General features: G+C 72.6%; 20 protein-coding genes. 11 read left to right on the forward strand and 9 right to left on the reverse strand.

The features are described from left to right. The first annotated feature begins 335 nt into the window (after nt 1–335). From PV350_RS21565 to PV350_RS21580, 4 genes are all read left to right on the forward strand, one after another. Nucleotides 336–1,112, forward strand: coding sequence for an IclR family transcriptional regulator (locus PV350_RS21565; protein WP_499511744.1), 777 nt, complete (start codon nt 336–338; stop codon nt 1,110–1,112). Further along, nucleotides 1,109–1,972, forward strand: a complete 864-nt coding sequence (locus PV350_RS21570; RefSeq protein ID WP_499511743.1) for an SMP-30/gluconolactonase/LRE family protein — start codon at nt 1,109–1,111, stop codon at nt 1,970–1,972. The genes PV350_RS21565 and PV350_RS21570 overlap by 4 nt, the downstream gene beginning before the upstream one ends. 137 nt (nt 1,973–2,109) lie before the next feature. Beyond that, complete coding sequence (locus PV350_RS21575; protein ID WP_500335455.1) at nt 2,110–2,826, forward strand: SCO2400 family protein; 717 nt, start codon at nt 2,110–2,112, stop codon at nt 2,824–2,826. A gap of 181 nt (nt 2,827–3,007) precedes the next feature. Continuing rightward, a complete protein-coding gene (locus tag PV350_RS21580; RefSeq protein WP_500335456.1) occupies nt 3,008–4,015 on the forward strand; it encodes an NADP-dependent oxidoreductase in 1,008 nt (335 codons plus the stop codon). Between the two features lie 47 nt (nt 4,016–4,062). On the opposite strand, the gene PV350_RS21585 is transcribed toward PV350_RS21580, so the two are convergent. Next, nucleotides 4,063–4,686, reverse strand: a complete 624-nt coding sequence (locus PV350_RS21585) for a TetR/AcrR family transcriptional regulator (protein WP_499511740.1) — start codon at nt 4,684–4,686, stop codon at nt 4,063–4,065. A 149-nt stretch (nt 4,687–4,835) separates the two neighbouring features. Between PV350_RS21585 and PV350_RS21590 the strand changes: the two genes are divergently transcribed. From PV350_RS21590 to PV350_RS21620, 7 genes are all read left to right on the forward strand, one after another. Then, complete coding sequence (locus PV350_RS21590; protein WP_500335458.1) at nt 4,836–7,352, forward strand: beta-glucosidase; 2,517 nt, start codon at nt 4,836–4,838, stop codon at nt 7,350–7,352. A 211-nt stretch (nt 7,353–7,563) separates the two neighbouring features. Continuing rightward, the gene (locus PV350_RS21595; protein WP_499511738.1) at nt 7,564–8,112 is read left to right on the forward strand and encodes a hypothetical protein; all 549 of its coding nucleotides are present in this window, start codon (nt 7,564–7,566) and stop codon (nt 8,110–8,112) included. 40 nt (nt 8,113–8,152) lie between these two features. Continuing rightward, nucleotides 8,153–8,956 carry an EI24 domain-containing protein gene (locus tag PV350_RS21600; protein ID WP_500335460.1) on the forward strand — a complete coding sequence of 268 codons (804 nt, stop codon included), beginning with the start codon at nt 8,153–8,155 and terminating at the stop codon, nt 8,954–8,956. A 79-nt stretch (nt 8,957–9,035) separates the two neighbouring features. Beyond that, entirely contained in the window at nt 9,036–9,194 is a 159-nt protein-coding gene (locus tag PV350_RS21605; protein WP_500335462.1) for a hypothetical protein, read from the forward strand. An 86-nt stretch (nt 9,195–9,280) separates the two neighbouring features. Beyond that, a complete protein-coding gene (locus PV350_RS21610; RefSeq protein WP_500335464.1) occupies nt 9,281–10,036 on the forward strand; it encodes a class I SAM-dependent methyltransferase in 756 nt (251 codons plus the stop codon). 86 nt (nt 10,037–10,122) lie between these two features. Then, complete coding sequence (locus PV350_RS21615) at nt 10,123–11,322, forward strand: PA0049 C-terminal domain-containing protein (protein ID WP_499511734.1); 1,200 nt, start codon at nt 10,123–10,125, stop codon at nt 11,320–11,322. Nucleotides 11,323–11,625: 303 nt separating this feature from the next. After that, complete coding sequence (locus tag PV350_RS21620) at nt 11,626–13,254, forward strand: pyridoxal phosphate-dependent aminotransferase (RefSeq protein ID WP_500335466.1); 1,629 nt, start codon at nt 11,626–11,628, stop codon at nt 13,252–13,254. A 51-nt stretch (nt 13,255–13,305) separates the two neighbouring features. On the opposite strand, the gene PV350_RS21625 is transcribed toward PV350_RS21620, so the two are convergent. From PV350_RS21625 to PV350_RS21660, 8 genes are all read right to left on the reverse strand, one after another. Further along, on the reverse strand, nt 13,306–14,196 hold the full coding sequence (locus tag PV350_RS21625; RefSeq protein WP_500335468.1) for a hypothetical protein: 891 nt from the start codon (nt 14,194–14,196) through the stop codon (nt 13,306–13,308). Between the two features lie 212 nt (nt 14,197–14,408). Further along, nucleotides 14,409–15,605 carry an aldose epimerase family protein gene (locus PV350_RS21630; RefSeq protein WP_499511731.1) on the reverse strand — a complete coding sequence of 399 codons (1,197 nt, stop codon included), beginning with the start codon at nt 15,603–15,605 and terminating at the stop codon, nt 14,409–14,411. A gap of 27 nt (nt 15,606–15,632) precedes the next feature. After that, nucleotides 15,633–16,892 (reverse strand): ABC transporter permease family protein, encoded by a 1,260-nt coding sequence (gene mmsB / locus PV350_RS21635; protein ID WP_499511730.1) that lies wholly within the window; start codon nt 16,890–16,892, stop codon nt 15,633–15,635. 1 nt (nt 16,893) lies between these two features. After that, complete coding sequence (gene mmsA, locus PV350_RS21640; protein WP_499511729.1) at nt 16,894–18,444, reverse strand: multiple monosaccharide ABC transporter ATP-binding protein; 1,551 nt, start codon at nt 18,442–18,444, stop codon at nt 16,894–16,896. Between the two features lie 65 nt (nt 18,445–18,509). Beyond that, nucleotides 18,510–19,634 (reverse strand): type 1 periplasmic-binding domain-containing protein, encoded by a 1,125-nt coding sequence (gene chvE / locus PV350_RS21645; protein ID WP_499511728.1) that lies wholly within the window; start codon nt 19,632–19,634, stop codon nt 18,510–18,512. A gap of 6 nt (nt 19,635–19,640) precedes the next feature. Beyond that, the gene (locus PV350_RS21650; protein ID WP_499511727.1) at nt 19,641–20,687 is read right to left on the reverse strand and encodes a hypothetical protein; all 1,047 of its coding nucleotides are present in this window, start codon (nt 20,685–20,687) and stop codon (nt 19,641–19,643) included. A 103-nt stretch (nt 20,688–20,790) separates the two neighbouring features. Continuing rightward, nucleotides 20,791–21,813, reverse strand: a complete 1,023-nt coding sequence (locus PV350_RS21655; RefSeq protein WP_500335469.1) for a zinc-dependent alcohol dehydrogenase — start codon at nt 21,811–21,813, stop codon at nt 20,791–20,793. Continuing rightward, nucleotides 21,810–22,970, reverse strand: a complete 1,161-nt coding sequence (locus tag PV350_RS21660) for a mandelate racemase/muconate lactonizing enzyme family protein (protein ID WP_500335471.1) — start codon at nt 22,968–22,970, stop codon at nt 21,810–21,812. Before PV350_RS21660 ends, PV350_RS21655 begins: the two co-directional genes overlap by 4 nt. Nucleotides 22,971–23,084 lie beyond the last annotated feature (114 nt).

Genomic DNA, 23,084 nt, shown 5'->3' on the forward strand with positions numbered 1-23,084 from the left:
GGACCGGGGCGGGCCGGTCGCCGTTGCCGGTGGCCGGTGAGGGGACGAGCCCCCCGGGCCGGTTGGGCGTCTTGCGCATGCTGCTGGGCGTGATCGTCACGGCGACCCCGTAGGAGGAGAGAGGTGAAGGAATCACCGAAAGGTGGGAAAGCGGTGCAAAGCCCCTGATGGGCACTGAGAAAGTAGCAAAGGGCAATAGAGTTATCCGACAAGCAGACAATCGGCGTGGCGCGGTGCGCGGCCATTGCCCGTTACGACCCGCCGCGGATACGCTGCGTTCGCGATACCGATCGCTATACGGAATATCGAACAGACGCCGGAGAGAGCGAGCAGAGATGGGACGTCTCGTACCCGCCGTGACCAGAGCCCTGGACATCCTGGAGCTCTTCCTCGAAGGCGACGGCACGATGTCCGCGCCCGAGATCACCCGCAGGCTGGGTCTGCCGCGCACCACCGTGCACGAGCTGGTGACGACCCTCGCCGCGCGCAACTACCTGGTGCCGCAGTCCGGTCAGTCCGGCCGTTACCGCCTCGGCGTGCGCACGTACCAGCTCGGCAGCCGCTACGCCGAGCAGCTGGACCTCGCCGCCGAGGGTCAGCAGGTGGCCCGTTCGGTCGCGGAGACCTGCGACGAGACGGTGCACGTGGCGATCCTGGAGGGCACCGACGTCATCTACATCGCCAAGGTGGACAGCACCCACGCGGTCCGGATGGTGTCGGCGGCCGGGCGCAGGCTGCCCGCGCACTGCACCTCCGTCGGCAAGATGCTGCTGGCCTCGCTGCCCCCGGACGCCCTCGACGAACGCCTGCCCGGCGACGGGCCGCTGCCCGCGATGACCGAGCACAGCATCACCTCGGCCGACGAACTGCGGCGCCAGCTCGATGCGGTGCGCGAGCGGGGGGTCGCCGTCGAGCGGCGCGAGTCCAACCCGGACGTCTCCTGCGTCGCCGCCCCGGTCCGCAACTCGGCGGGACGGGTGGTGGCCGCGCTCAGCATCTCCGTGCCGATGATCCGCTGGACCGAGGAGCGCCGGGCCGAGCTGGAGGAACTGGCCGTCAAGGGGGCCGCCGGGCTGTCCGAGCGCCTCGGGCACCGGGGCGGTGCGCGATGAGCGGCGTCGAACTCGCCCTCAAGGCCGGGGCGCGGCTCGGCGAGGGCCCCACCTGGGACCCGGTCGGCGCGCGGTTGCTGTGGGTGGACATCCTCGCCTCCCGGGTGCACTGGTACGACCCGGCCGGCGGCGGCGAGTCGGTGATGGCGACCGGGCAGCACGTCGGCGCGGCCAAGCCGCGCGCGGCCGGCGGCGTGGTGGTGAACCTGCGCGACGGCGTGGGGCTGTACGACGCGGACGGCGCCTTCCGCTGGCTGCACCGCGACCCCGTCCCCGGCCGGCGGGCCAACGACGCCGCCGTGGACGCCGCGGGCACCCTGTGGGCCGGCACCATGCGCTACGACGAGGCGCCCGGCGGCGGGACCCTGCGCCGGGTGGCCCCGGACGGCACGGTCGAGCCGGTGCTGGACGACGTGACCGTCAGCAACGGCACCGACTGGAGCCCCGACGGCTCCCTCATGTACTACGTGGACAGCCCGACCCGGCGCGTCGACGTCTTCGACGTCGACCGGGACACCGGACTCGTCCGCGGGCGGCGGCCGTTCGCGGAGGTCGAGGAGGCCGCGGGGCTCCCGGACGGCCTCACCGTGGACGCCGAGGGCTGCGTCTGGGTGGCCCTGTGGGACGGGGCAGCCGTGCGCCGCTACACCCCGCGGGGGGACCTGGACCGGGTCGTGGAGGTGCCGGTACGGCGGCCCACCGCCTGCGCCTTCGGCGGCCCTTCGCTGACCGATCTCTACATCACCTCCGCGAGCGCGGGCCTTGACGCCCGGGAGCTGGCGCAGCGGCCGCTGTCGGGATCGCTGCTGGTGGTGCCGGGAGCCGGGCAGGGGATGCCCGATGTGCCGTTCGGTGGTTGATTCCGTGGTGGTTCGGGGTTGATTCGGGGCTGATCGGCCCCTAAACCCGCATGTCCCGGGTTTCACAGAGGTTTCACGGGATCGACGGTCAACTCATATGTACGTCGTATCGTCGCGTCCCATACGCTGCCGGGGCAATGGACTACTGCACAGCATGCCGACGGCACATCAACGGCGCCCTGTCTTGCCCGGGGTGCGGAACGCCCGCTCACCAGCTCGGTGCGCAGGGGCCTGCCGACGCGCCCGTGCAGGAGCCCGGGACCGGCGGGGGCGAGACCCCGGCGCCGCCCGAGGGCGGTCGTGCGGATCGCCGCAAGGCCGCGGGGCGGGGCTCCGCGGAGAGCTCCCCGCGCCGTTCCGGCAGCCGGGCCCGCACCCGCCGCGTCCGCACCCGCCGCCGTTCCCGGCTGCTGGTCGGCACCCTGGTGGGCGCCGCGATCGTGCTCGTCGGCTGGAGCGTGGCGGAACTCCCGCTCGCCGGCTACGTGACGGGTGCGAACACGGCCGCCTCGGACGACGCACGGACCGACGGGGCCTCCCCGCGCCCGACCTCCTCGCCCGGTGGCGACACCTCCGAGGACCCGGCGGCACCCGCCTCCGACGCCTCGGCGTCCGCGAGCGCGAGCGCCTCCGCGTCGCCCAGCGCCTCGAAGAGCGGCAAGGAGTCGTCGTCCCCCTCGGCCTCGGCCTCCGCCTCGGTCAGCCAGCCGCCCGCCGGTTCCGGGACCAAGCCCCCCGCCGGCGGGGGCCCCACCACCTCGGCGCCGCAGAACTCGAGCCCGGCGTCCGCGCCCCCCACGCACACGCCGAAGCCGACGCCCTCCTGCACCCGTTTCCTGTGGTGGTGCACCTGACGGGCACCGGGCCCGTCCTTCCCGGCTCGTCCACGGACCCGCTCCGTCCTGCTCCGTCCTGCGGCCCCACCGGCCGTCGCCGCGGTGTGCGACGGGACACGCCCATGCCGATTTATTTGACTTCCTCAAACATCCAGGCTCATGGTTAGTTAAGAACCTAAAGCTTTGGAGGCGTTCCCCCATGCCGAAGAGCCGTGAATGGCACCTGGTCGCCCGCCCGCACGGGTGGCCGAAGCCCGAGGACTTCGCGCTGCGCGAGACCGAGGTCCCCGAGCCCGGACCCGGTGAGATCCTCGTGCGCAACCTCTACGTGTCGGTCGACCCGTACATGCGGGGCCGTATGAACGACGCGAAGTCGTACGCGGAGCCGTACCGGCTGGACAAGCCGATGCACGGCGGCGCGGTCGGCCGGGTCGTCGCCTCGGGCGCGGAGGGCTTCGCCCCCGGCGACCACGTGCTGCACTTCCTCGGCTGGCGCGAGTACGCCCTGGTCAACGCGGAGACCGCGGTCAAGGTCGACCCCGACCTCGCCCCGCTCAGCACCTACCTGGGCGTGCTCGGGATGACCGGCCTCACCGCCTACGCGGGCCTGTTGCGCGTCGCCGGCCTCAAGGAGGGCGACGCGGTCTTCGTCTCCGGCGCGGCGGGCGCGGTCGGCAGCCAGGTCGGCCAGATCGCCAAGCTCAAGGGTGCCTCCCGGGTGATCGGCAGCGCCGGTTCGGACGAGAAGGTCAAGCTCCTCGTCGAGGAGTACGGCTTCGACGCCGCCTTCAACTACAAGGACGGCCCCGTGGCCGAGCAGTTGGCGGCGGCCGCGCCCGACGGCATCGACGTCTACTTCGACAACGTGGGCGGCGAGCACCTCGAGGCGGCCATCGGCGCCCTCAACCTGCGCGGCCGGGTGGCCGTCTGCGGCATGATCGCCCTCTACAACGCGACCGAGCCCGCCCCCGGCCCCCGCAACCTGTCCCGGCTCATCCAGAACCGGCTGCGCATCGAGGGCTTCCTCGTCGGCGACCACTACGACCTGCAGCCGCAGTTCGTCCAGGAGGTCGGCGGCTGGATCCGCGAGGGCAGGCTGCGCTACCGCGAGACCGTCGTCGACGGGATCGAGAACAACCTGGAGGCCTTCCTCGGCGTCCTGCGCGGCGACAACACCGGGAAGATGCTGGTGCGTCTGCCCGAGTGACCGCGGCGCGAACGGGGACGAGGGGCGTGCCCGGGCGGGTGCGCCCCTCAGGCGCCGCGGGGTTCCCCGTCGTCGCGGGCCGGGCCGAGCAGGGCGACGAAGTGCCGGAAGGCCGCGGGCATGTCCACCTCGCCGGGGGCGTGCAGCCACTGCAGCTGCAGACCGTCCATGACGGCCACGAGCAGCGGGGCGGCCTGCTCGGGCGTGAGGCCGCCGGGCAGCGTCCCGCCGTACTCGGCGCGCAGCGAGTCGGCGGCCCAGCGGCGCACCCGTGTGTAGCGGTCCCTGAAGTACTCCCGCGCGGGGTGGTCCTCGGTGACGCTGTCGCCGGCGAGCACGCTGAAGACCTGGACGACGCCCGGCCGGGTGGCGTTGTACTCGACCAGGTTGGCCACCATCTCCATCGGCCAGGCCGTGCCGTGCAGCGCCGCCGAGGCCATGTCCCACCGGTCGCGGACCTCGAGCACCGCGACGAGCAGGGCCTCCTTGGTCGGGAAGTAGTGGAGCAGCCCCTGCTGCGTGAGCCCGACCCGCTCCGCGACGGCGGCCAGCGAAGCCCCCCGGTAGCCGCGTTCGGCGATCACTTCGAGGGCGGCCTGGATGATCTCCGCCTTGCGGTCCTCGTTGCGGACCGCGCGGCCGAGTCCCCGGCCGCGGTCGTTGGCAGTCACAGGCGTGAGCCTAGCCCCGTGCCGGGTACGGGCCGAAAGTAACGAAGAGGTGACGACACCTACCGATCAACAGGACGCGGGCCGGAGGATGGCGACCAGTCAGGCAGGCAGGCGACGGGTTGTCACGTCCTCACGAAGGAGTCCACCCCATGAGCGACACCTCCGGAACCCCGCTCGACGACGCGGTCGAACGCGCGCTGGGCAAGCTCGACCTCGACGCGAAGACACGGCTGCTGGCCGGGCAGGACATGTGGTCGCTGCCCGCGCTGCCCGAGATCGGACTGGGCTCGCTGGTCATGTCGGACGGGCCCATCGGGGTGCGCGGCGTGCGCTGGACCGCGGACGACCCCTCGATCGCGCTGCCCAGCCCCACGGCGCTCGCCGCCACCTGGGACCCCGCCCTCGCCCGCCGCACCGGGCGGCTGCTCGCCCAGGAGGCACGTCGCAAGGGCGTGCACGTCCTGCTCGCCCCGACCGTCAACCTGCACCGTTCGCCGCTGGGCGGGCGGCACTTCGAGGCGTACTCCGAGGACCCGTACCTCACCGGTGAGATCGGCACCGGCTACGTCGCGGGCGTCCAGGACGGCGGGGTCGGCACGACCGTCAAGCACTTCGTCGCCAACGACGCCGAGACCGAGCGCTTCACCGTCGACAACGTCATCGGCGAGCGCGCCCTGCGCGAGCTCTACCTCGCGCCCTTCGAGGCCATCGTCAGGGACGCCCGACCCTGGGGCGTCATGGCCGCCTACAACTCCGTCAACGGCACCACGATGACCGAGCACCACCGCCTGCAGAACGAGGTGCTGCGTGAGGAGTGGGGCTTCGACGGCTTCGTCGTCTCCGACTGGGCGGCCGCCCGGGACACCGCCGCCGCCCTCGCCGGCGGCCTCGACGTGGCCATGCCGGGACCGCGCACCGTCTACGGGCAGGCACTGGCCCGCGCGGTGCGCGAGGGCCGCGTCGAGGAGTCCGCCGTGGACACGGCGGTGCGCAACGTGCTGCGCCTCGCCGCCCGGGTGGGCCTGCTGGCGGGCACCCCCGCGGCGGTGCCCGCCGACCGGATCCCCGCCGCGATCGACGGCCCCGCGCTCGCCCGGGAGATCGCCCGCCGCTCCTTCGTCCTGGTCCGCAACGAGCCGCGCGGCGGGCGGCCGGTCCTGCCGGTCGACCCCGCCGCGGTGCGCGGGATCGCGCTCATCGGCGCGGCCGCGCGTGACGCCCGGGTGCTCGGCGGCGGGTCCGCGCAGGTCTTCCCCGCCCATGTGGTCGCGCCGCTGGACGGCCTGCGCGCGGCGCTGCCGGAGGGCACCGCCCTGGCCTACGCCGTGGGCGCCGACCCCAACGAGGAACTCGCGCCCGCCGGGCCCGGCTTCGTGCTGCGTGCGGTCTGCCGGGACGCGGCGGGCGAGGTCCTCGGCACCTGCACGCTGCCCGGGGGCCACGTGCAGTGGATGGGCGGCGACCTGCCCGACGGGGTGACCCACGACACCCTGCGCTCCGTCGAGGTCACCGGCACCTTCACCCCCCGCGAGAGCGGCGCCCACCACTTCGGCACCCGGGGGCTGGGCGGCTTCCGGCTCGTCGTGGACGGCGCGCCGGTCTACGAAGGGACCCAGGTCGCCGGGCCCGAGTCCGGTCCCTTCGAGGGGATGTTCGGCGCGCCCGTCGAACGCGGCCGGGTCGTACTGACCGCCGGGGTGCCCGTCGAGGTCTCACTGACCCACGTCCTGCCCCGGGACCGCAGGGGGCCGGTCCGGGCGGTCGTCTTCTCGCTCGTCCACGGCGAACCGCAGCGGGACGGGACCGAGTTGATCGCGGAGGCCGTCGCGGCGGCGCGGGAGGCGGAAGTGGCGGTGGTCGTGGTCGCGACCACCGAGCGGGTCGAGAGCGAGGGCTTCGACCGCGCGGACCTGCGGCTGCCGGGCCGTCAGGACGAACTCGTGCACGCGGTGGCCGCGGTGAACCCTCGGACGGTGGTCGTGGTGAACGCCGGCTCGCCGGTGGAGATGCCGTGGCGCGAGGAGGTCGCCGCGGTGCTGATCGGGTGGTTCCCCGGACAGGAGGCCGGCGCGGCGCTCGCCGACGTCCTCCTCGGCGCCGCCGAGCCCGGCGGCCGGCTGCCCACCACCTGGCCGGCCCGGCTGGCCGACGCCCCGGTCGGCGAGGTCGTGCCCCGGGACGGGGTCCTGCGCTACGACGAGGGCGTCTTCATCGGCTACCGCGCCTGGGAGCGGGCCGGGGCGGAGCCCGCGTACCCGTTCGGGCACGGGCTCGGCTACACCGACTGGGCCTACGAGGACGCCTCCTTCGCACCGGCGGAGGGGCCGTTCGCGGACGGCGGGCGAGGCCCCCTGGGGACGCTCACCGTACGGCTGCGCAACACCGGTGACCGGCCCGGGCGGGAGGTCGTCCAGGTCTACCTGGCGGCGCCCGCGGGCGAGGACCCGGCGGGCGGGCGCCCGGCCCGCGTCCTGGCCGGATTCCTCCCGGTCGAGCTTCCGGCGGGCGCCGTGACGGAGGCCCGGATCGCGCTGCCCCGCCGTGCCGCGCAGATCTGGGACCCCTCGGAGGGTGACTGGCGCACTCTTGCGGGTACGTACACCGCCGAGGTCGCGCGCAGCGTCGCCGACCGCCGTCTCACGGTGCCGGTGGCCGTGGGCGGCTGACCCACCACCCCGGGGAGGTCCCTGACACCCTCCCCGGGGTGCGGGGTCGTCCTCGCCCGGCCCGGGGACGCCCGCCGCATGATGACGGATCGTCAGGCTCCGTTGCGGGTGCGGTCCCCCGGCCGGCCCCCGCCCGATTGCGGGCCGCCTCCGGTGACGTGACGCTCGTGCCAACCGCCCCCCACTCCAGGCGTCCACCCGAGGAGCAGCGATGACGGCACGTACGCGCACCCGTCCGGTCCTGGCCGGCGCGGCTCTCGTCCTGGCCGGCGCGTCCGCGCTGCTGACCGGCGCCGCGCGGGCCGGAGAACCGCCCGCGCCCGCCGTCGCCGGCTGCACGGTGAACGGCCGGACGGTCACCGGGGGTGTCGTCACCGGCACCGAGGGCTTCGACGAGATCGACTGCCCGGGCGGTGTCCCCGCGGGCGTCGTGGTCGCCGGGGGCGGCGGCGTCGACGTCATCACCGTCCACGGCGGCAACGCGGGGACCGTCGACGGCGGCGGCGGGGCCGACATGATCGAGATCAACGGCGAGAACAGCGGGCGGGTCACCGGCGGCGACGGCGACGACCTCGTCGACCTGATCGGCGACGCCGGGGCCAACTCCGGCACCGTGGGCGGCGGACCGGGCGACGACGTGCTCTTCCTGAAGGCCGAGGACATCGCCGGCACCGGCGTGGTCACCGGCGACACGGGCTCCGACGTCTGCCTCTTCGACCCGGACCCCTCGGGCCCCCGGGACTGCGAGGTCATGGTCTGAGCCCCACCGGCCGCGCGCCGGTTCGCATACCCTGTCGCGCATGCGAGATCTTGCCAACGGGATACGGCTCTTCGTGGATGGCCAGCGCTGGGTGCTCCGGCACGGCCGCTGGTTCGGCTTCGGGCTGCTGCCGGCGCTGATCACCCTCGTCGGCTACGTGGCGGCACTGGTCGTCCTCGCCTTCTGGGCCGACGACGCGACCGCCTGGGCCACCCCCTTCGCCGACGACTGGGACTCGCCCTGGCGCGGCCTGTTCCGCGGGCTGCTCACCGCGGTCGCCTTCGGCGGCGGCCTGCTGCTGGCGGTGATCTCCTTCACCGCGGTGACGCTCCTGGTCGGCCAGCCCTTCTACGAGTCCCTCGCTGAGCGGGTCGACGTCACCGAGGGCGGCGCGCCCGACGCACCCGACGTCGCGCTGTGGCGGGAGCTGCTGCAGTCCGCCCGGGACAGCCTGCGGGTGCTGGTCCGGGTCGCCGCCTGGGGCGTCCTGCTGTTCGCCGCAGGCTTCATCCCCTTCGTCGGCCAGACCGTCGTCCCCGCGATCGGCTTCTGCGTCTCCGGGTACTTCCTCGCCCTCGAACTCAGCGGGGTGGCCTTCCAGCGGCGTGAGGTCCCGTTGCGGATGCGGATGCGGATGCTGCGTGGGCGGATGGCGCTGACGCTGGGCTTCGGTGTGCCGTTGATCCTGTGTTTCCTGGTGCCGTTGGTGTCGGTGCTGCTCATGCCGGGTGCGGTGGCGGGTGCGACGCTTTTGGTGCGTGCGTTGATGCAGCCGCAGGAGGTGCCGGAGCCGCGGCCGGAGCCGGGTGCGCCCGTGGGGCGGCTGGACTTGCGCAAGCCGTAGCCGCCGGGGGCTCGGCGGGGTGGCCCTCCAGCGGCGTGAGGTCCCGTTGCGGATGCGGATGCGGATGCTGCGTGGGCGGATGGCGCTGACGCTGGGTTTCGGTGTGCCGTTGGCGTCGGTGCTGCTCATGCCGGGTGCGACGCTTTTGGTGCGTGCGTTGATGCAGCCGCAGGAGGTGCCGGAGCCGCGGCCGGAGCCGGGTGCGCATGTGGGGCGGCTGGACTTGCGCAAGCCGTAGCCGCCGGGGGCGATCCGGAGGGAACCGTTCCGCACCTGCCGCGTGACTTATGTGCTGAGGACGAGCACGCGAGGGGGAGGCGCGCCATGGCGCAGCGCACCAACCAGTACGACGACAATCCGCAGAGCTACCGCACGTACTGGGAAGGCCGCGGCTACGAACACGACGCCGAGGTCGCCGCGTTGCGGCGGCTGCTCGAAGGGCGGCACTTCGGGCACGCGGCGGACGTCGGCGGCGGCTTCGGCCGGCTCGTGCCGGTGCTGCGGGAGTTCGCCGACCGGGTCACGCTGGTGGACGCCAGCCGCAAGCAGCTGGACGACGCGGAGGAGTTCCTCAAGGGGCTCGCGGGGGTGAGCATGCGGCTGATGAGCGCGGGGGGCCTCGGGCTGCACTCCGCGAGCGTCGACCTGGTCACCATGATCCGCGTCATGCACCACCTGCCCGACCCGGGGGCCGCGCTGACCGAGATCGCCCGGGTGCTGCGGCCGGGCGGCACGGCCGTCGTCGAGACCGCCAACCTCGCGCACGCCGCCAACCGGCTGCGCTACGCGGCGCACCGCCGGCGGGTGCCGCGCTCGCCGGTGGACATCCGCTCGGCGGAAAACCGCGAGCGCGACAGCATCCCGTTCGTCAACCACCACCCGCGCACGGTCGCCGCGCAGCTGGAGGCCGCGGGGCTGCGCGTGGAGCGCCGGCTGTCGGTGTCCAACCTGCGCAGCGCGCGGCTCAAGCGGGTGGTCCCGCACGCGACGCTGGTACGGGCCGAGGGGGCGCTGCAGTCCCCGCTGGCCCGCGTGGGGTTCGGGCCGAGCATCTTCTTCCTCGCCCGCAAGCCGGCGTAGCGCCCGGGGCCCCTGGCGGAGCGGTGCCCCGGTGCGCCATGCTCCGGGCGGCCGACCCGTACCCGACCGCCCGGAGGTCCCCCGCGATGCGCCTGCCGCTCCGCCCTGCCGTGCCCGCCGACGTGCCGCCGCCCACGGCGGAGGAACTGCGACTGGAGCGGGCCGTGCCGCGGGAGATCCTGCGCCGCGGCGGCTTCGACACCGCGGCCCCGCGGTTCGCCCGGGCCCTGGCGGAGGCCCGCGACCTGGCCTCGGCCGCCCGGAGCGTGCGGCGGCACGGGCGCGCGCTGTGGCGGGCCGCGGTGGACCGGGCCCAGGGCCGCGGGGTGGTGGGCGGTGACCTGAGCCACGACGACGACCGGCCGCTGTACTGGGCCCGGCTCGCCCTCGGCGCGGAACTGCGGCGGTGGGAACCGGCGTTCGCGCTGCCCGCCGCCGGCCGCGCCGCGCTCGCGGCCCGGCTGGAGCGCGCCTCGCGCGGACAGGACGCCGTCCGCCCGCCCCTGGCCGAGGGCGTGCGGCGCATCCTGCTGACCGGCTTCGACCCCTTCCGGCTGGACACCGACATACGCTGCAGCAATCCCTCCGGGGCCGCGGCGCTCGCCCTGGACGGCGTCACCCTCGCGACCGCCTCGGGTCCCGCCCGCGTGGAGACCGTCGTCTTCCCGGTGCGCTGGGACGACTTCGCCGACGGCGCGGTCGAAGCCGTCCTGCGCCCCCGGTTCCGGCCCGGCCCGCGCAGGGTCGACCTGTTCGCCACCGTCAGCCAGGGCCGGGACGGACGCTTCGACCTCGAACGCTTCAACGGCGCCTGGCGCGGCGGCCACCCCGACAACACCGGCCTGTCCGTCACCGGCCCGGTCCCGGTCCCGGTGGCCGCCGGCCGGCAGCCGCAGTGGACGGCGTCCACGCTCCCGTACACGGCGCTCGCCGCCGGCACCGGCCCCTTCCCGGTGCACGACCGCACCACCGTCACCGAGGTCCCCGCCGGGGCGACCGACCCCGTCACCCGTGACGGCGGCCCGACCCCCGGCTCCGCGGCCCGCGCCGGGGGCGGCGGCGACTACCTCTCCAACGAGATCGCCTACCGGGCCACCCTGCTGCGGGACAGGCTCGCGCTGCCCGCCCCGGGCGGCCATGTCCACACCCCGGTGCTGCACTTCGGTCCCGGCAACACCGACCCGGCCACCGGCTCGGTCACCGACCCCGCCTTCGTCGCCCAGCGGCTCGCGGTCACCGCCCAGATCCGTGCCCTCCTCGTCGCGGCCGTCGGCGCGCTCGGCTGAGGAGAGGTGACCTGGGTGCTCGGCCACGTCCCGGCCGGGGACGTGAAACGTGTCGCGCCGGCCGCCGCGGGCCGGATCACCACCGTCGCCGTGGGCCCGCGCGGTCAGGGGAGGCGATGACTGAACGGAAGCCCCGCCCGGCCCGTATGAGACCGGGGACGGCCGCAAGATAGCCGAACCGCGCACCACTTGTCCCGTAAACGCCGCACATGTACCAGATGTGAGGAATATGCGAGAAGGTGGTGCAGGCAAGGGGAAGCGGGCCGCCGCGGCGTGGCCCCCGTGATCGAGGGAGGTTCTGCCGTGACCGTCGCAGTCGGCGTCACCGGTAATGCCACCGAGTTGTTCCGCGCCAACACCGCGCACAGTCCCTCGTACTTCGCGCTGCGCCGCGCCGCCGGCGGCCTGTCGTCCTCCGACGCAGGACACGACATCGTCGACTTCTGCATCCCGTGCAACCCGTACTTCCCGAGCCCGGCCATGTACGACCGGCTCCAGGAGTCGATGCGGGACATCCTCACCTACTACCCGAGCAGCACGGACGTCATCACCAACGAGCTGTGCTCGCTGCTCGGCCTCAACCCGCAGACCGTGGCCATGGGCAACGGCTCCACCGAGCTGATCACCTGGATCGACCACCTGCTGGTCCGCGAGAGCCTGGCCGTCCCCATACCCACCTTCGGCCGCTGGACCGACCAGCCCATGGAGACCGGCAAGCGCGTCGACATGTTCCTCCTCCCGGAGGCCGCCGGATTCGCCCTCGATCCGGCGGCCTTCGTCTCGTTCGTCCGCGCGCGGGGTTCCCGTACGGCCGTGATCTGCAACCCCAACAACCCCGACGGCGGCTTCCTCCCCAAGCACGCCGTCGTCGCGCTCATGGACGCCCTGTCCGACCTCGACCTCGTCGTGATCGACGAGTCCTTCCTCGACTTCACCGACGCCGAGGCCTGGCCGAGCGTCGCGAGCGAGGCCGTCCTGCGGCCCAACGTGATCGTCCTGCGCAGCCTCGGCAAGAACTTCGGCCTGCACGGCATCCGCTTCGGCTACCTCGTCGCCAACCCCGCGCTGGCCGGGAAGGTCCGCCGCATGCTGCCGAAGTGGAACCTCAACTCCTTCGCGGAGGCGGTGGTCTTCATGCTCAAGGACCACCGCGAGGAGTACGCGCAGAGCCTGCGCCTGGTCTCCCGCGACCGGCAGGAGATGACCTGGCAGCTCGCGGCCCTGCCGGGGCTGACCGTCTACCCGTCCCAGGGCAACTTCGTCTTCGTCAAGCTCCCCGACGGCGTCGACGGCGCCGTGCTGCGCGACCGGCTGCTGGCCGAGCACGGGGTGCTGGTCCGCGAGTGCGGCAACAAGCTGGGCAGCAGCAGCCGTTTCATGCGGCTCGTGGTCCGGCCGCAGGCCGACGTCCAGCGGCTGCTGACCGGGCTGAGCACGGTGCTGTACGGCAGCACCTGGTACGCGGCGCCCGCGCCCACGCCCGCGGCGGCCGCCACGCCCGTCCAGGAGCAGCCCCCGCAGCCCGCTCCGCAGCAGCTGCCGCAGATCCAGCCCGCGCCGCCCGTACAGCCCGCCATGCCGCCGGTGCAGCCGCTCCCGCAGATCCAGCAGGCCCCGCCGCCCCAGCCGATGTACGAGCAGCCCATGGGGCCGCCGCCGATGCCGCCGCAGCCGGTCTACGAGTTCAGGCCGGAGCCGCCGCCGCAGCCGGTCTACGAGTTCAGGCCGGAGCCGCCGCCGCAGCCGGTCTACGAGTTCAGGCCCGAGCCGCAGCAGCAGCCTCAGGTGCCGCCTCAGACGCAGCCCCAGCCGCGCCCCCAGGCGCCCGCTCCGGACATGTACCCCGCGCTGACCGCCGAGGTCCCGCCGGCCTTCGCATCGGCGCCGCCCGGCACCCCGCGGCCGGCGCTGTACTGGCAGGACGCCTCCTGACGCACCGCGCCCGCGCGGGCCGGTCGCTCACCGGCCGGCGCGGGCGCAGGGTCACCTGGCCGCCCGGAACGAGCGGCTGTCCAGGGTCTTCCACTCCCCGCACGAGCTCTGCTTGCCCTGGGTCTCCCGGATGACGCAGTGCGTCTCGACCACCCGGCCGTCCCGGGTGATCGCCTTGACCCACACCCCGGAGCCGACGGAGGTCACCGTGGCGCCGCAGACGCCGCGCGGGTAGCCGCGGTTGCCGCTGAGGGAATGCCAGACGAAGGGCCCGCGGGGAAGGGTGCGGCCGCCGATGAAGACCCGGCCGTCGAACACCGCGACGGAGATCTCCTGGTCGCCCTTGCGGAGGGTGGAGTCGATGCTGACGCAGGATCCGTCGCGGCCGTCACGGCCGTCGCCGCGGTCGTTCCGGGGCCCGTCGTCCCGGCCGTTCCCCCGCTCGTCCTCGCGGCCGTCCCCGCGGTTCCCGCCCTGGTCGTCGCGGCGCTGCTGCTCGCGCTCGTCGCCGCGTTGATCGCCGCGGTCGTCCCGGCGCTCGTCGTTCCCGCCGTTCCCGTCGCCCTGGTCGTCCCGGCGCTCGTCGGCGCGCTCGTCGTCGCCCTCGTCCCGGCCGTCGTCGCCCCGGTCGGTCTCCCGGCCGCCGCGCTGGTCCCCGCCGTCCCCGCCGTCCTCGCGACCGCCCTCGTCACGGGCCTCCTCGTCGCGGCCGCCGTCCTCGCCCTCCTCCTCGTCGTCGTCCGCGGCGACGCTGCGCGTGCCGGGCGGCCGCGGGTCGGCCACGGCCGCCGTCGTGCCGGCCGCGGTGGTCACGGCGCCGGGGGTCGTGGCGAGCACGGGCGCCGACACCGCGGCCGCGGCGACGGCGAGCGGCACGACCACACCGGTCAGCCGTCCGTACCGCCGGGACCTGCGCGACGGCGGCCTGCCGTCAGGACTCATGGGGGACTCCCTCGTCGAGTGCGAAAGCGCGGGGCTTGATCGACGGGATGCGTACCCGTCTGCGCCCGGAGTCTCCGCCGGAGTCATTCCGGTGGCTCAGAACATCCCCGTACGGCCGACGGGGGTTCACCCGGTGCCGGTCCCGAAGTCGACAGGCGGGGGCGGCCGGGAGAGAATCCCGGCCGCCCCGCCCGCGGGGAGGACGGCGCCGCTCAGTGGGTGCCGAAGGAGTGCACGGTGGTGGAGCGGTAGGTCTGCCCCGGCCGCAGGACCGTCGACGGGAACGAGGGCTGGTTGGGGGAGTCCGGGAAGTGCTGGGTCTCCAGGCAGAAGCCGTCGCCCTGCCGGTAGACCCGGCCCGAGGAACCGGCGAACGCCCCGGTCAGGAAGTTGCCCGTGTAGAACTGCACACCGGGCTCGGTGGTGGCGATCCGCATGACCCGGCCGGAGACGGGCTCCGTGACCGTCACGATGTGCTCGGGCGCGGCGGTGCGGCCCTTGTCGAGCACGAAGTTGTGGTCGATGCCCTGCCCGTACAGGACCTGCTGGTGCGCGGAGCGGATGTCGCGGCCGATCGTCTTCGCGGAGCGGAAGTCGAACGGGGTGCCCGCGACGGACGCCAGCTCACCGGTGGGGATCAGGGTGGAGCCGACCGGGGTGTAGCGGCGGGCGGCGATCTGGACCTCGTGGTCGTAGATGCCGCCGTCGCCCTCGCCACGCAGGTTGAAGTACGTGTGGTTGGTGAGGTTGACGACCGTCGCCTTGTCGGTGGTGGCGGTGTAGTCGATCCGCCACCGCGCGTCGGCGGTCAGGGTGTAGACGACCTTGACCTTCAGCGTGCCCGGGTAGCCCATCTCGCCGTCCGCGCTGGTGTAGCGCAGCACCAGACCGGCGTCCGAGCCCGCCTTGAAGCCCTCGACCTCCCAGACCCGCTTGTCGAAGCCCCGGTCGCCGCCGTGCAGGCTGTTCGGTCCGTCGTTGACGGGCAGCTGGTAGGTGCGGCCGTCCAGGGTGAACTTCCCGCCCGCGATGCGGTTGCCGTAGCGACCGATCAACGCGCCGAAGTACGGGCTGTTCGCCACGTAGCCGGCGATGTCGTCGAATCCGAGGGACACGTTGACGCGGCGCCCGCGCCGGTCGGGCAGCTCCAGGGTCTGGACGACGCCGCCGTACGAGAGCACCTTGAGGGTGATCCCGCCGTTGCTGACCGTCCAGATGTCGACCTTGGTGCCGTCCTCCAAGGTCCCGAAGTGTTCCTTGCTCACCTTGCTCCCGCCTGCGGGCCTGTGCCGGGCGTCGGCGGTCTGCCCCGCCGTGCCGGCCTTTCCGGCCGCCCAGGCGCTCGTCCCGCTGATCGCGGGCGCGACCGCCCCGAGCGCCGCGCCCGCGATCAATGTACGTCTGTTCACTTGCGGCTCCTTCGATAGGTAGCTGCTTTACGAACCGACCTTGCGCTTGTTCCAGACGTCGAAGCCGACCGCGGCCAGGAGCACCAGACCCTTGATGACCTGCTGGTAGTCCGTGCCGATGCCGACGAGCGACATCCCGTTGTTGAGCACCCCGAGCACCAGGCCGCCGATGATGGCGCCCAGCACGGTGCCGACGCCGCCGGTGGCGGATGCCCCGCCGATGAAGGCGGCCGCGATGGCCTCGAGCTCGAAGTTGATGCCGGCCTGCGGGACACCGGCGTTGAGCCGTGCCGCGTAGACCACACCCGCGAGCGCGGCGAGCACGCCCATGTTCACGAAGACCAGGAAGACGACCCGCTTGTCCTTGACGCCGGAGAGCTTCGCCGCCGCCTGGTTGCCGCCGAGCGCGTACACATGGCGGCCGATCACCGCGTTGCGCATCACGAAGCCGAAGACGATGAGCAGCCCGGCCAGGATGAGCAGCACGATCGGCACGCCGTGGTAGCTGGCCAGCGTCATGGTGAAGGCGACGACGCAGGCGACGATGGCGAGCAGCTTCAGCAGGAAGAAGTTGCGCGGCAGCACGTCCAGGTCGTACGCGAGCTGCTGGCGGCGGTCGCGGATCTCCTGGACGACGGCGATGGCGATCACCACGAGACCGATGAGCAGCGTCAGGTTGTGGTAGTTGGTGTGCGGCCCGACCTCGGGCAGGAAGCCGTTGCCGATCTTCTGGAAGCCGCGCGGGAAGGGCGAGATGGACTGGCCCTCCAGGAAGATCTGCGTGCCGCCGCGGAAGAGCAGCATGCCGGCCAGGGTCACGATGAACGACGGGATCCCGACGTACGCGATGAAGTAGCCCTGCCAGGCACCGGCGACCGCGCCGATGAGCAGGCAGGCGACCAGGGCGAGCGGCCACGAGACGTGGTGGTGGATGATCATCACCGCACCGGCCGCGCTGACGAAGGCCGCGAGCGAGCCGACGGACAGGTCGATATGACCGGCGATGATCACGACCATCATGCCGATCGCCAGGATCAGGATGTAGCTGTTCTGGCCGATGAGGTTGGTGACGTTCTGCGGTTTGAGCAGGATGCCGCCGGACCATATCTGGAACAGCGCCGCGATCAGCACCAGCGCGATGATCATGCCGTACTGGCGCATGTTGCGCCGGGCCGCCTGCAGCAGGAGGCCGGCGGCTCCGGCCGCCGCGCCGCCGCCCTCGGCGGCCGTTGCCGCGCCCCCGGCGGGCGGCGGAGGAGTCTTGTCGGTCTTCACCGGGCTGCCCATCTCAGTTACCTCGGTCCATGGTCATGTGGCGCATCAGCACTTCCTGGGTCGCGCTCTCGCGCGGGATCTCCCCGGTCAGCCGGCCCGCGGACATCGTGTAGATGCGGTCGCACATGCCGAGCAGCTCCGGCAGTTCGGAGGAGATGAAGACGACGGCCTTGCCCTGGGCCGCCAGGTCGTTGATGACCGTGTAGATCTCGTACTTGGCCCCGACGTCGATGCCCCGGGTGGGCTCGTCGAGGATGAGGACCTCCGGCCCGGCGAAGATCCACTTGCTGAGGACGACCTTCTGCTGGTTGCCGCCGCTCAGCTTGCCCGTGGTCTCGAAGACCGTCGGGGTCTTGATGTTCATCGTGGAGCGGAAGGACTCCGCGACCCGGGCCTCCTCGTGCTGGTTGACGACGCCGCGCCGGGCGACCTTGGACAGGGCGCTGAGCGAGATGTTGCGGCTGATGTCGTCGATGAGGTTCAGCCCGTAGTGCTTGCGGTCCTCGGTGACGTACGCGATGCCGTGGCCCACCGCCTCCGGGACGGTGCGGGTGCGGATCTCCTTGCCGTGCAGGTAGACCCGGCCGCTGATGCCACGGCCGTAGGAGCGGCCGAAGACGCTCATGGCCAGTTCGGTGCGGCCGGCCCCCATCAGCCCGGCGATGCCCACGATCTCGCCGCGCCGGACGTCGAGGGAGACCCCGTCGACGACCTTGCGCTGCTGGTCGATCGGGTGGTGCACGGTCCAGTCCTCGACGGCGAAGGCCACCTCGCCGATCTCCGGCTCCCGCTCGGGGAAGCGGTGGTCGAGGTCGCGGCCCACCATGCCGCGGATGATCCGCTCCTCGGTGACGGCGCTGTGGCCGTCCTCGTCGGTGGCCTTCATGTCGAGCGTCTCGATGGTCCGCCCGTCGCGCAGGATGGTGATGGAGTCGGCGACCCTGGCGATCTCGTTGAGCTTGTGCGAGATGATGATGCAGGAGATGCCGTGCTCCTTGAACTCCATGATGAGGTCAAGGAGCTTGCGGCTGTCCTCGTCGTTCAGGGCGGCGGTCGGCTCGTCCAGGATGAGGAGCTTGACCTCCTTGGACAGCGCCTTGGCGATCTCGACGAGCTGCTGCTTGCCCACGCCGATGTCCGCCACGCGGGTGGTGGGCCCGTCGGTGAGCCCGACCCGCTTGAGCAGCCGGCCCGCGTGCCGCAGCGTCTCGTTCCAGCTGATGACACCGCGGGTGGAGTGTTCGTTGCCGAGGAAGATGTTCTCGGCGATGGACAGGTACGGCACCAGGGCGAGCTCCTGGTGGATGATCACGATGCCGCGCTGCTCGCTCGCGCGGATGTCGCGGAACTCGCAGGTCTCACCCTGGAAGAGGATCTCCCCTTCGTAACTGCCGTGCGGGTACACCCCGCTGAGCACCTTCATCAGGGTCGACTTGCCCGCACCGTTCTCACCGCAGATGGCGTGGACCTCGCCCTCGGCGACAGTCAAGGTGACGTCGGAGAGCGCCTTGACCCCTGGGAAGGTCTTGGTGATGGAGCGCATTTCGAGGACGGGTCCGGCCATTCCTGCTTTCCGTTCTCCTCGGGTGGTGGGAAGTGACGATCGTCGGTCGTGGTCCGGCTCCGGGACTACTGGAGCTCGGACTCCTTGATGTAGCCGGAGTCGACGACGATCTCCTTGTAGTTCGACTTGTCGACGCTCACCGGCGGCAGCAGGTAGGTCGGGACGACCTTGGTGCCGTTGTTGTAGGTCTTGGAGTCGTTGGTCTCCGGCTTGCCGCCGGTCAGCACCGCGTTGCCCATCTGGACGGCGACCTTGGCCAGTTCGCGGGTGTCCTTGTAGACGGTCTGGGCCTGCTCGCCCGCGATGATCGACTTGATCGAGGCGACCTCGGCGTCCTGACCGGTGACGATCGGGAGCGGCTTCTTGCCGGTGCCGTAGCTCACGCTCTTCAGCGCCGAGATGATGCCGCGGGAGATGCCGTCGTACGGGGAGAGCACCGCGTCCACGTCGTCGGAGGTGTACGACTTGCTGAGCAGGTCGTCCATGCGGGCCTGGGCGGTGGCGCCGTCCCAGCGCAGGGTGGTGACCTGGTTGAGCTCGGTCTGGCCGCTCTTGACCACCAGTTGCTTCTTGTCGATGTACGGCTTGAGGGTGTCCATCGCGCCGTTGAAGAAGTACTTGGTGTTGTTGTCGTCGGGCGAGCCGGCGAAGAGCTCGATGTTGAAGGGGCCCTTCTTGCTGCCGTCCTGCAGGCCCAGCTTCTCGAGGATGTAACCGGCCTGGAGCTGGCCGACCTTGTAGTTGTCGAACGTCGCGTAGTAGTCGACGTTCGCCGAGCCCAGGATCAGGCGGTCGTAGGAGATCACCTTGATGCCCGCGTCGTGGGCCTGCTGCAGTACGTCGCTGAGGGCCGAGCCGTCGATGGCGGCGATGACCAGCAGCTTGTCGCCCTTGGTGATCATGTTCTGGATCTGGGCGACCTGGTTCTCGACCTTGTCGTCGCCGTACTGCAGGTCGGTCTTGTAGCCCTGGGCCTGGAACTGCTTGACCATGTTGTCGCCGTCGGCGATCCAGCGCTCAGAGGACTTGGTGGGCATGGCGATGCCGATGGTGCCGCCCTTCCCACCGTCCTTGTCGCCGCCGCCTCCGGTGTTGTCGCTCTGCCCGCAGGCGGTCGCGGTGGCGCCGAGGGCGAGGGTGGCTATCAGCGCGGCTGTGGTGCGCAGACGTGCGGCTCTGGCGATGCGCATGGCTGATCAGATCCTTTCGGCGGCCAGGCGGGGGTCGGTCGCCTGGTCCGGGTCGGTCGCGATGTCCAAGGGGAAGCGGTGGAGCGGACCCGGCTGCCGCGCGCCCAGCGGGGAGAGCCCGCCGTCCGCGCCCAGCCGGGAGAGCAGGTCGAGCACAAGGCGGCCGCGCCGGACCCGCTCGCGGGCGGTCGTCAGGGCGACCTCCCGCAGCTGACGTCCGTACGGGTAGATGCCGGGGGCCTTGCTCAGCCCGAACTTGAGGTAGATCGGCGCGCCGCGGCGGATCAGCTCCGCCGCGTCGTAGAGCCGGACGAAGCCGCCGAGGTCGTCCGGGGCCTCGATGTAGAAGTCCATCGGCGCACGGCTGACCCGGCGGATCTCGGTGATCTGCTGGAGGGTCAGGTCGGAGGGGATGTTGATGGAGTCGGCGCCCAGCCGCTCCCACACCGCGTAACCCGCCGGGTTGACCGGGCCGACCAGCGCCGAGACCTTGAAGGTGGTGTCGGCCGGCAGCAGGCCCTGCTCGCGGAGCTGGTGCAGCAGCCACAGCACGCCCTCGTCGGCGACGAGCAGGCAGCGCACGCCCAGGGCGGCGGCGCGCAGCGCGTCCTCGACGCAGCCGGCCACCTGGTCGTGGCCGCGGGCGCGCAGGCCCCCGCCGCGGGAGTCGGTGCGGGTGGCGGCGCCGATGTCCCAGGTGCCGCGGGGACCGGTGAACAGGCAGAGCTCGACGTCCCGTTCGGCGCAGGCGGTCACCATCTCGGTGATCTCCGCGTCCGTCAGCATCCAGATGCCGCTGCCCTGGCTGATCCGGTGCACCGGCACCTCCAGCCGCTCGCTCTCCTCCAGCACGGTGGCCAGCGCCTCCGGGCCCTCCACGGAGGGGATCTCGGTGCGCCAGGCGCCCCCGTCGGGGAAGGAGTGCGGGGAGGCGTCGGCCGGGTCGTCCGCGGGCGCGCCGTGACCGAGGAGGGTGAGCGCGTACTGGCCCGGGTGTCGGGGACCGCCTGTGGTGCCGGCCGTGCCGGGGCTCGGGGTGGGTGCGTCGGTCACGGTGCTCCTTCGTTCTCGCCGTTCGATATCTCGGACGACGTTCGGTTCATTGGGTATGGGTGGGCACGGATGGGACATCGGATGTCCGCCGCGCACGGAGCGGTCACGGACGCAGCAGCACCTTCCCCACCTTCGGATCCCTGTTCCCCAGCAGTCCGAGGGCGTCGGCGTACTCCTCCAGCGGCAGGTCGTGCGTGATCAGCGGCGCCGGGTCCAGGATCCCGGCGTCGAAGGCCCGTACGGTGTGCGCCCAGGCGGCGGGCGGCGCCCCGAAGACCGTGTGCACGGTCAGCTGCCGCACCACCAGGTCGGTGGGGTCGAGCCCGAGCGCTCCCGGCGCGGGGATGCCGGTCAGTGCCAGCCGGCCGCCGCGGCGCAGCAGCCCCGCCGACACGCGGGCCGCGGAGGCGGAGCCGGCGGCCTCGACCACCAGGTCGTACCGCCCGTCCTCACTGGCCAGTTCACCGGTCGTGCGCAATTTCGTGGCGCCGAAGGAGGCGGCCAGCTCCTCCCGGTCCCGGCCGGTCCCCACCACCAGCAGCTCCGCCGGCGACACCGCGGCCAGGAACTGCACCGCAAGCATGCCGAGCGTGCCGGTGCCGACGACCGCCACCCGCTCGCCCGGCGCGGCCGGGGCCTTCAGCAGCGCCGCCGCCACGCACGCGGCCGGCTCCAGGAGCACGGCGGCGCGCAGGTCGGCCGCGTCGTCCAGGACGTGCAGCAGCCGGGCGGGCAGCGTCAGGGTGTCCGCCATGGCACCGGGCTGCGTGAAGCCGGTCTCCTCGTACGGCGCGCTGCACAGCGTGGTCTCCCCGGCGTGACAGCGCTCGCAGACCTGGCAGTTGCGGAAACCCTCGCCGACGACCTTCCGGCCCACCAGGCCGGCGGTCACCCCGGCGCCGACCGCCTCCACCGTGCCGGACCACTCGTGGCCGGGGATGACGGGGTAGCGGACGTAGCCCTCGGGGCGGGTTCCGGCGTACACCTCCCGGTCGCTGCCGCAGATGCCCGCGGCGTGGACCCGGACCAGCGCCTCGCCCGGACCGGGCGCGACCGGTCCGGCCGGCACGATCCGGTGCCGGCCGGGTCCGTCGAGGACGACGGCGCGGGGGGTGTGGACGGTCACTTGGCGCCCTTCGGCTTCCGGCGCTCCCAGCCCTCGGCCCACAGGTCGAAGCGGGCCTGCTGCTGGGGGAACTCGGCGGCGGCGTCGACGTCGAGCTCGACACCGAGGCCCGGCGCGTCCGACAGCGTGAAGTACCCGTCCTCGCCGACCACGGGGGCGCCCTTGACGACCTTCTTGATCTCGGAGTCCGCGAAGTCGTTGAAGTGCTCGAGGATCTTGAAGTTGGGGGTGCACCCGGCGAGCTGGAGGCTCGCGGCGGTGAGCACGGAGCCGCCGACGTTGTGCGGGGCGACCAGCACGTAGTGGGTCTCCGCGGTGGCGGCCAGCTTGCGGACCTCGTTGATGCCGCCGATGTGCCCGAGGTCGGGCTGGATGATGTCGGCGGCCTGGAGCTCGAACAGCTCGCGGAACTCGTAGCGGTCGTGGATGCGTTCACCCGTGGCGATCGGCAGATCGGTGTGGGCGGCCACCTTCGCCAGGGCCTTGAGGTTCTCCGGCGGCACCGGCTCCTCGATCCAGCTCGGCTTGAAGGGGGCCAGCTCGCCCGCGACGCGGATCGCGGTCGCCGGGCTGAACCGCCCGTGCATCTCCACGAGCAGCTCGGTCTCGGGGCCGATCGCGTCGCGCACGGCCTCGATGAGGGAGACGGAGTAGGTGGTGGCCGCGTGGTCCAGCTCGAAGTGGCCGGTGCCGAAGGGGTCGATCTTCAGCGCGCGGTAGCCGCGGTCCACCACGGCGCGGGCGGCCTTGTGGTAGGCCTCCGGGGTGCGCTCGGTGGTGTACCAGCCGTTGGCGTACGCCTTGACCTTCTCGTTCACCTTGCCGCCGAGCAGCTGCCACACGGGGACGCCGAGGGCCTTGCCCTTGATGTCCCAGCAGGCCATCTCGATGACGGCGATGCCGGACATGACGATCTCTCCGGCCCGCCCGTAGTCGCCGTACTTCATCCGGTGGACCAGGTCCTCCACCGCGAAGGGGTCGGAACCGGATATGTGGTTGGCCTCCGCCTCGCGGAGGTAGCCGAGCAACGCGTCGGTGTGGCCGAGCATGCGGGTCTCGCCGACGCCCGTGAGCCCCTCGTCGGTGTGGACGAGCACGTAGGTGAGATTCCGCCAGGGAGTACCGACCACATGGGTGCTGATGCCGGTGATGCGCACGGGAAGCCGCCCCTTACAGGGTGTCGTTCGAGATTTCGTCACACGTTCGAAATGTTGAAGGGAACGTAGTTACGGGCTCCCGGCGGTGTCAATGGGTGTGCCGGGCAGGTGTCG

Source organism: Streptomyces sp. PA03-6a (assembly GCF_033792765.1).
GTDB lineage: Bacteria > Actinomycetota > Actinomycetes > Streptomycetales > Streptomycetaceae > Actinacidiphila.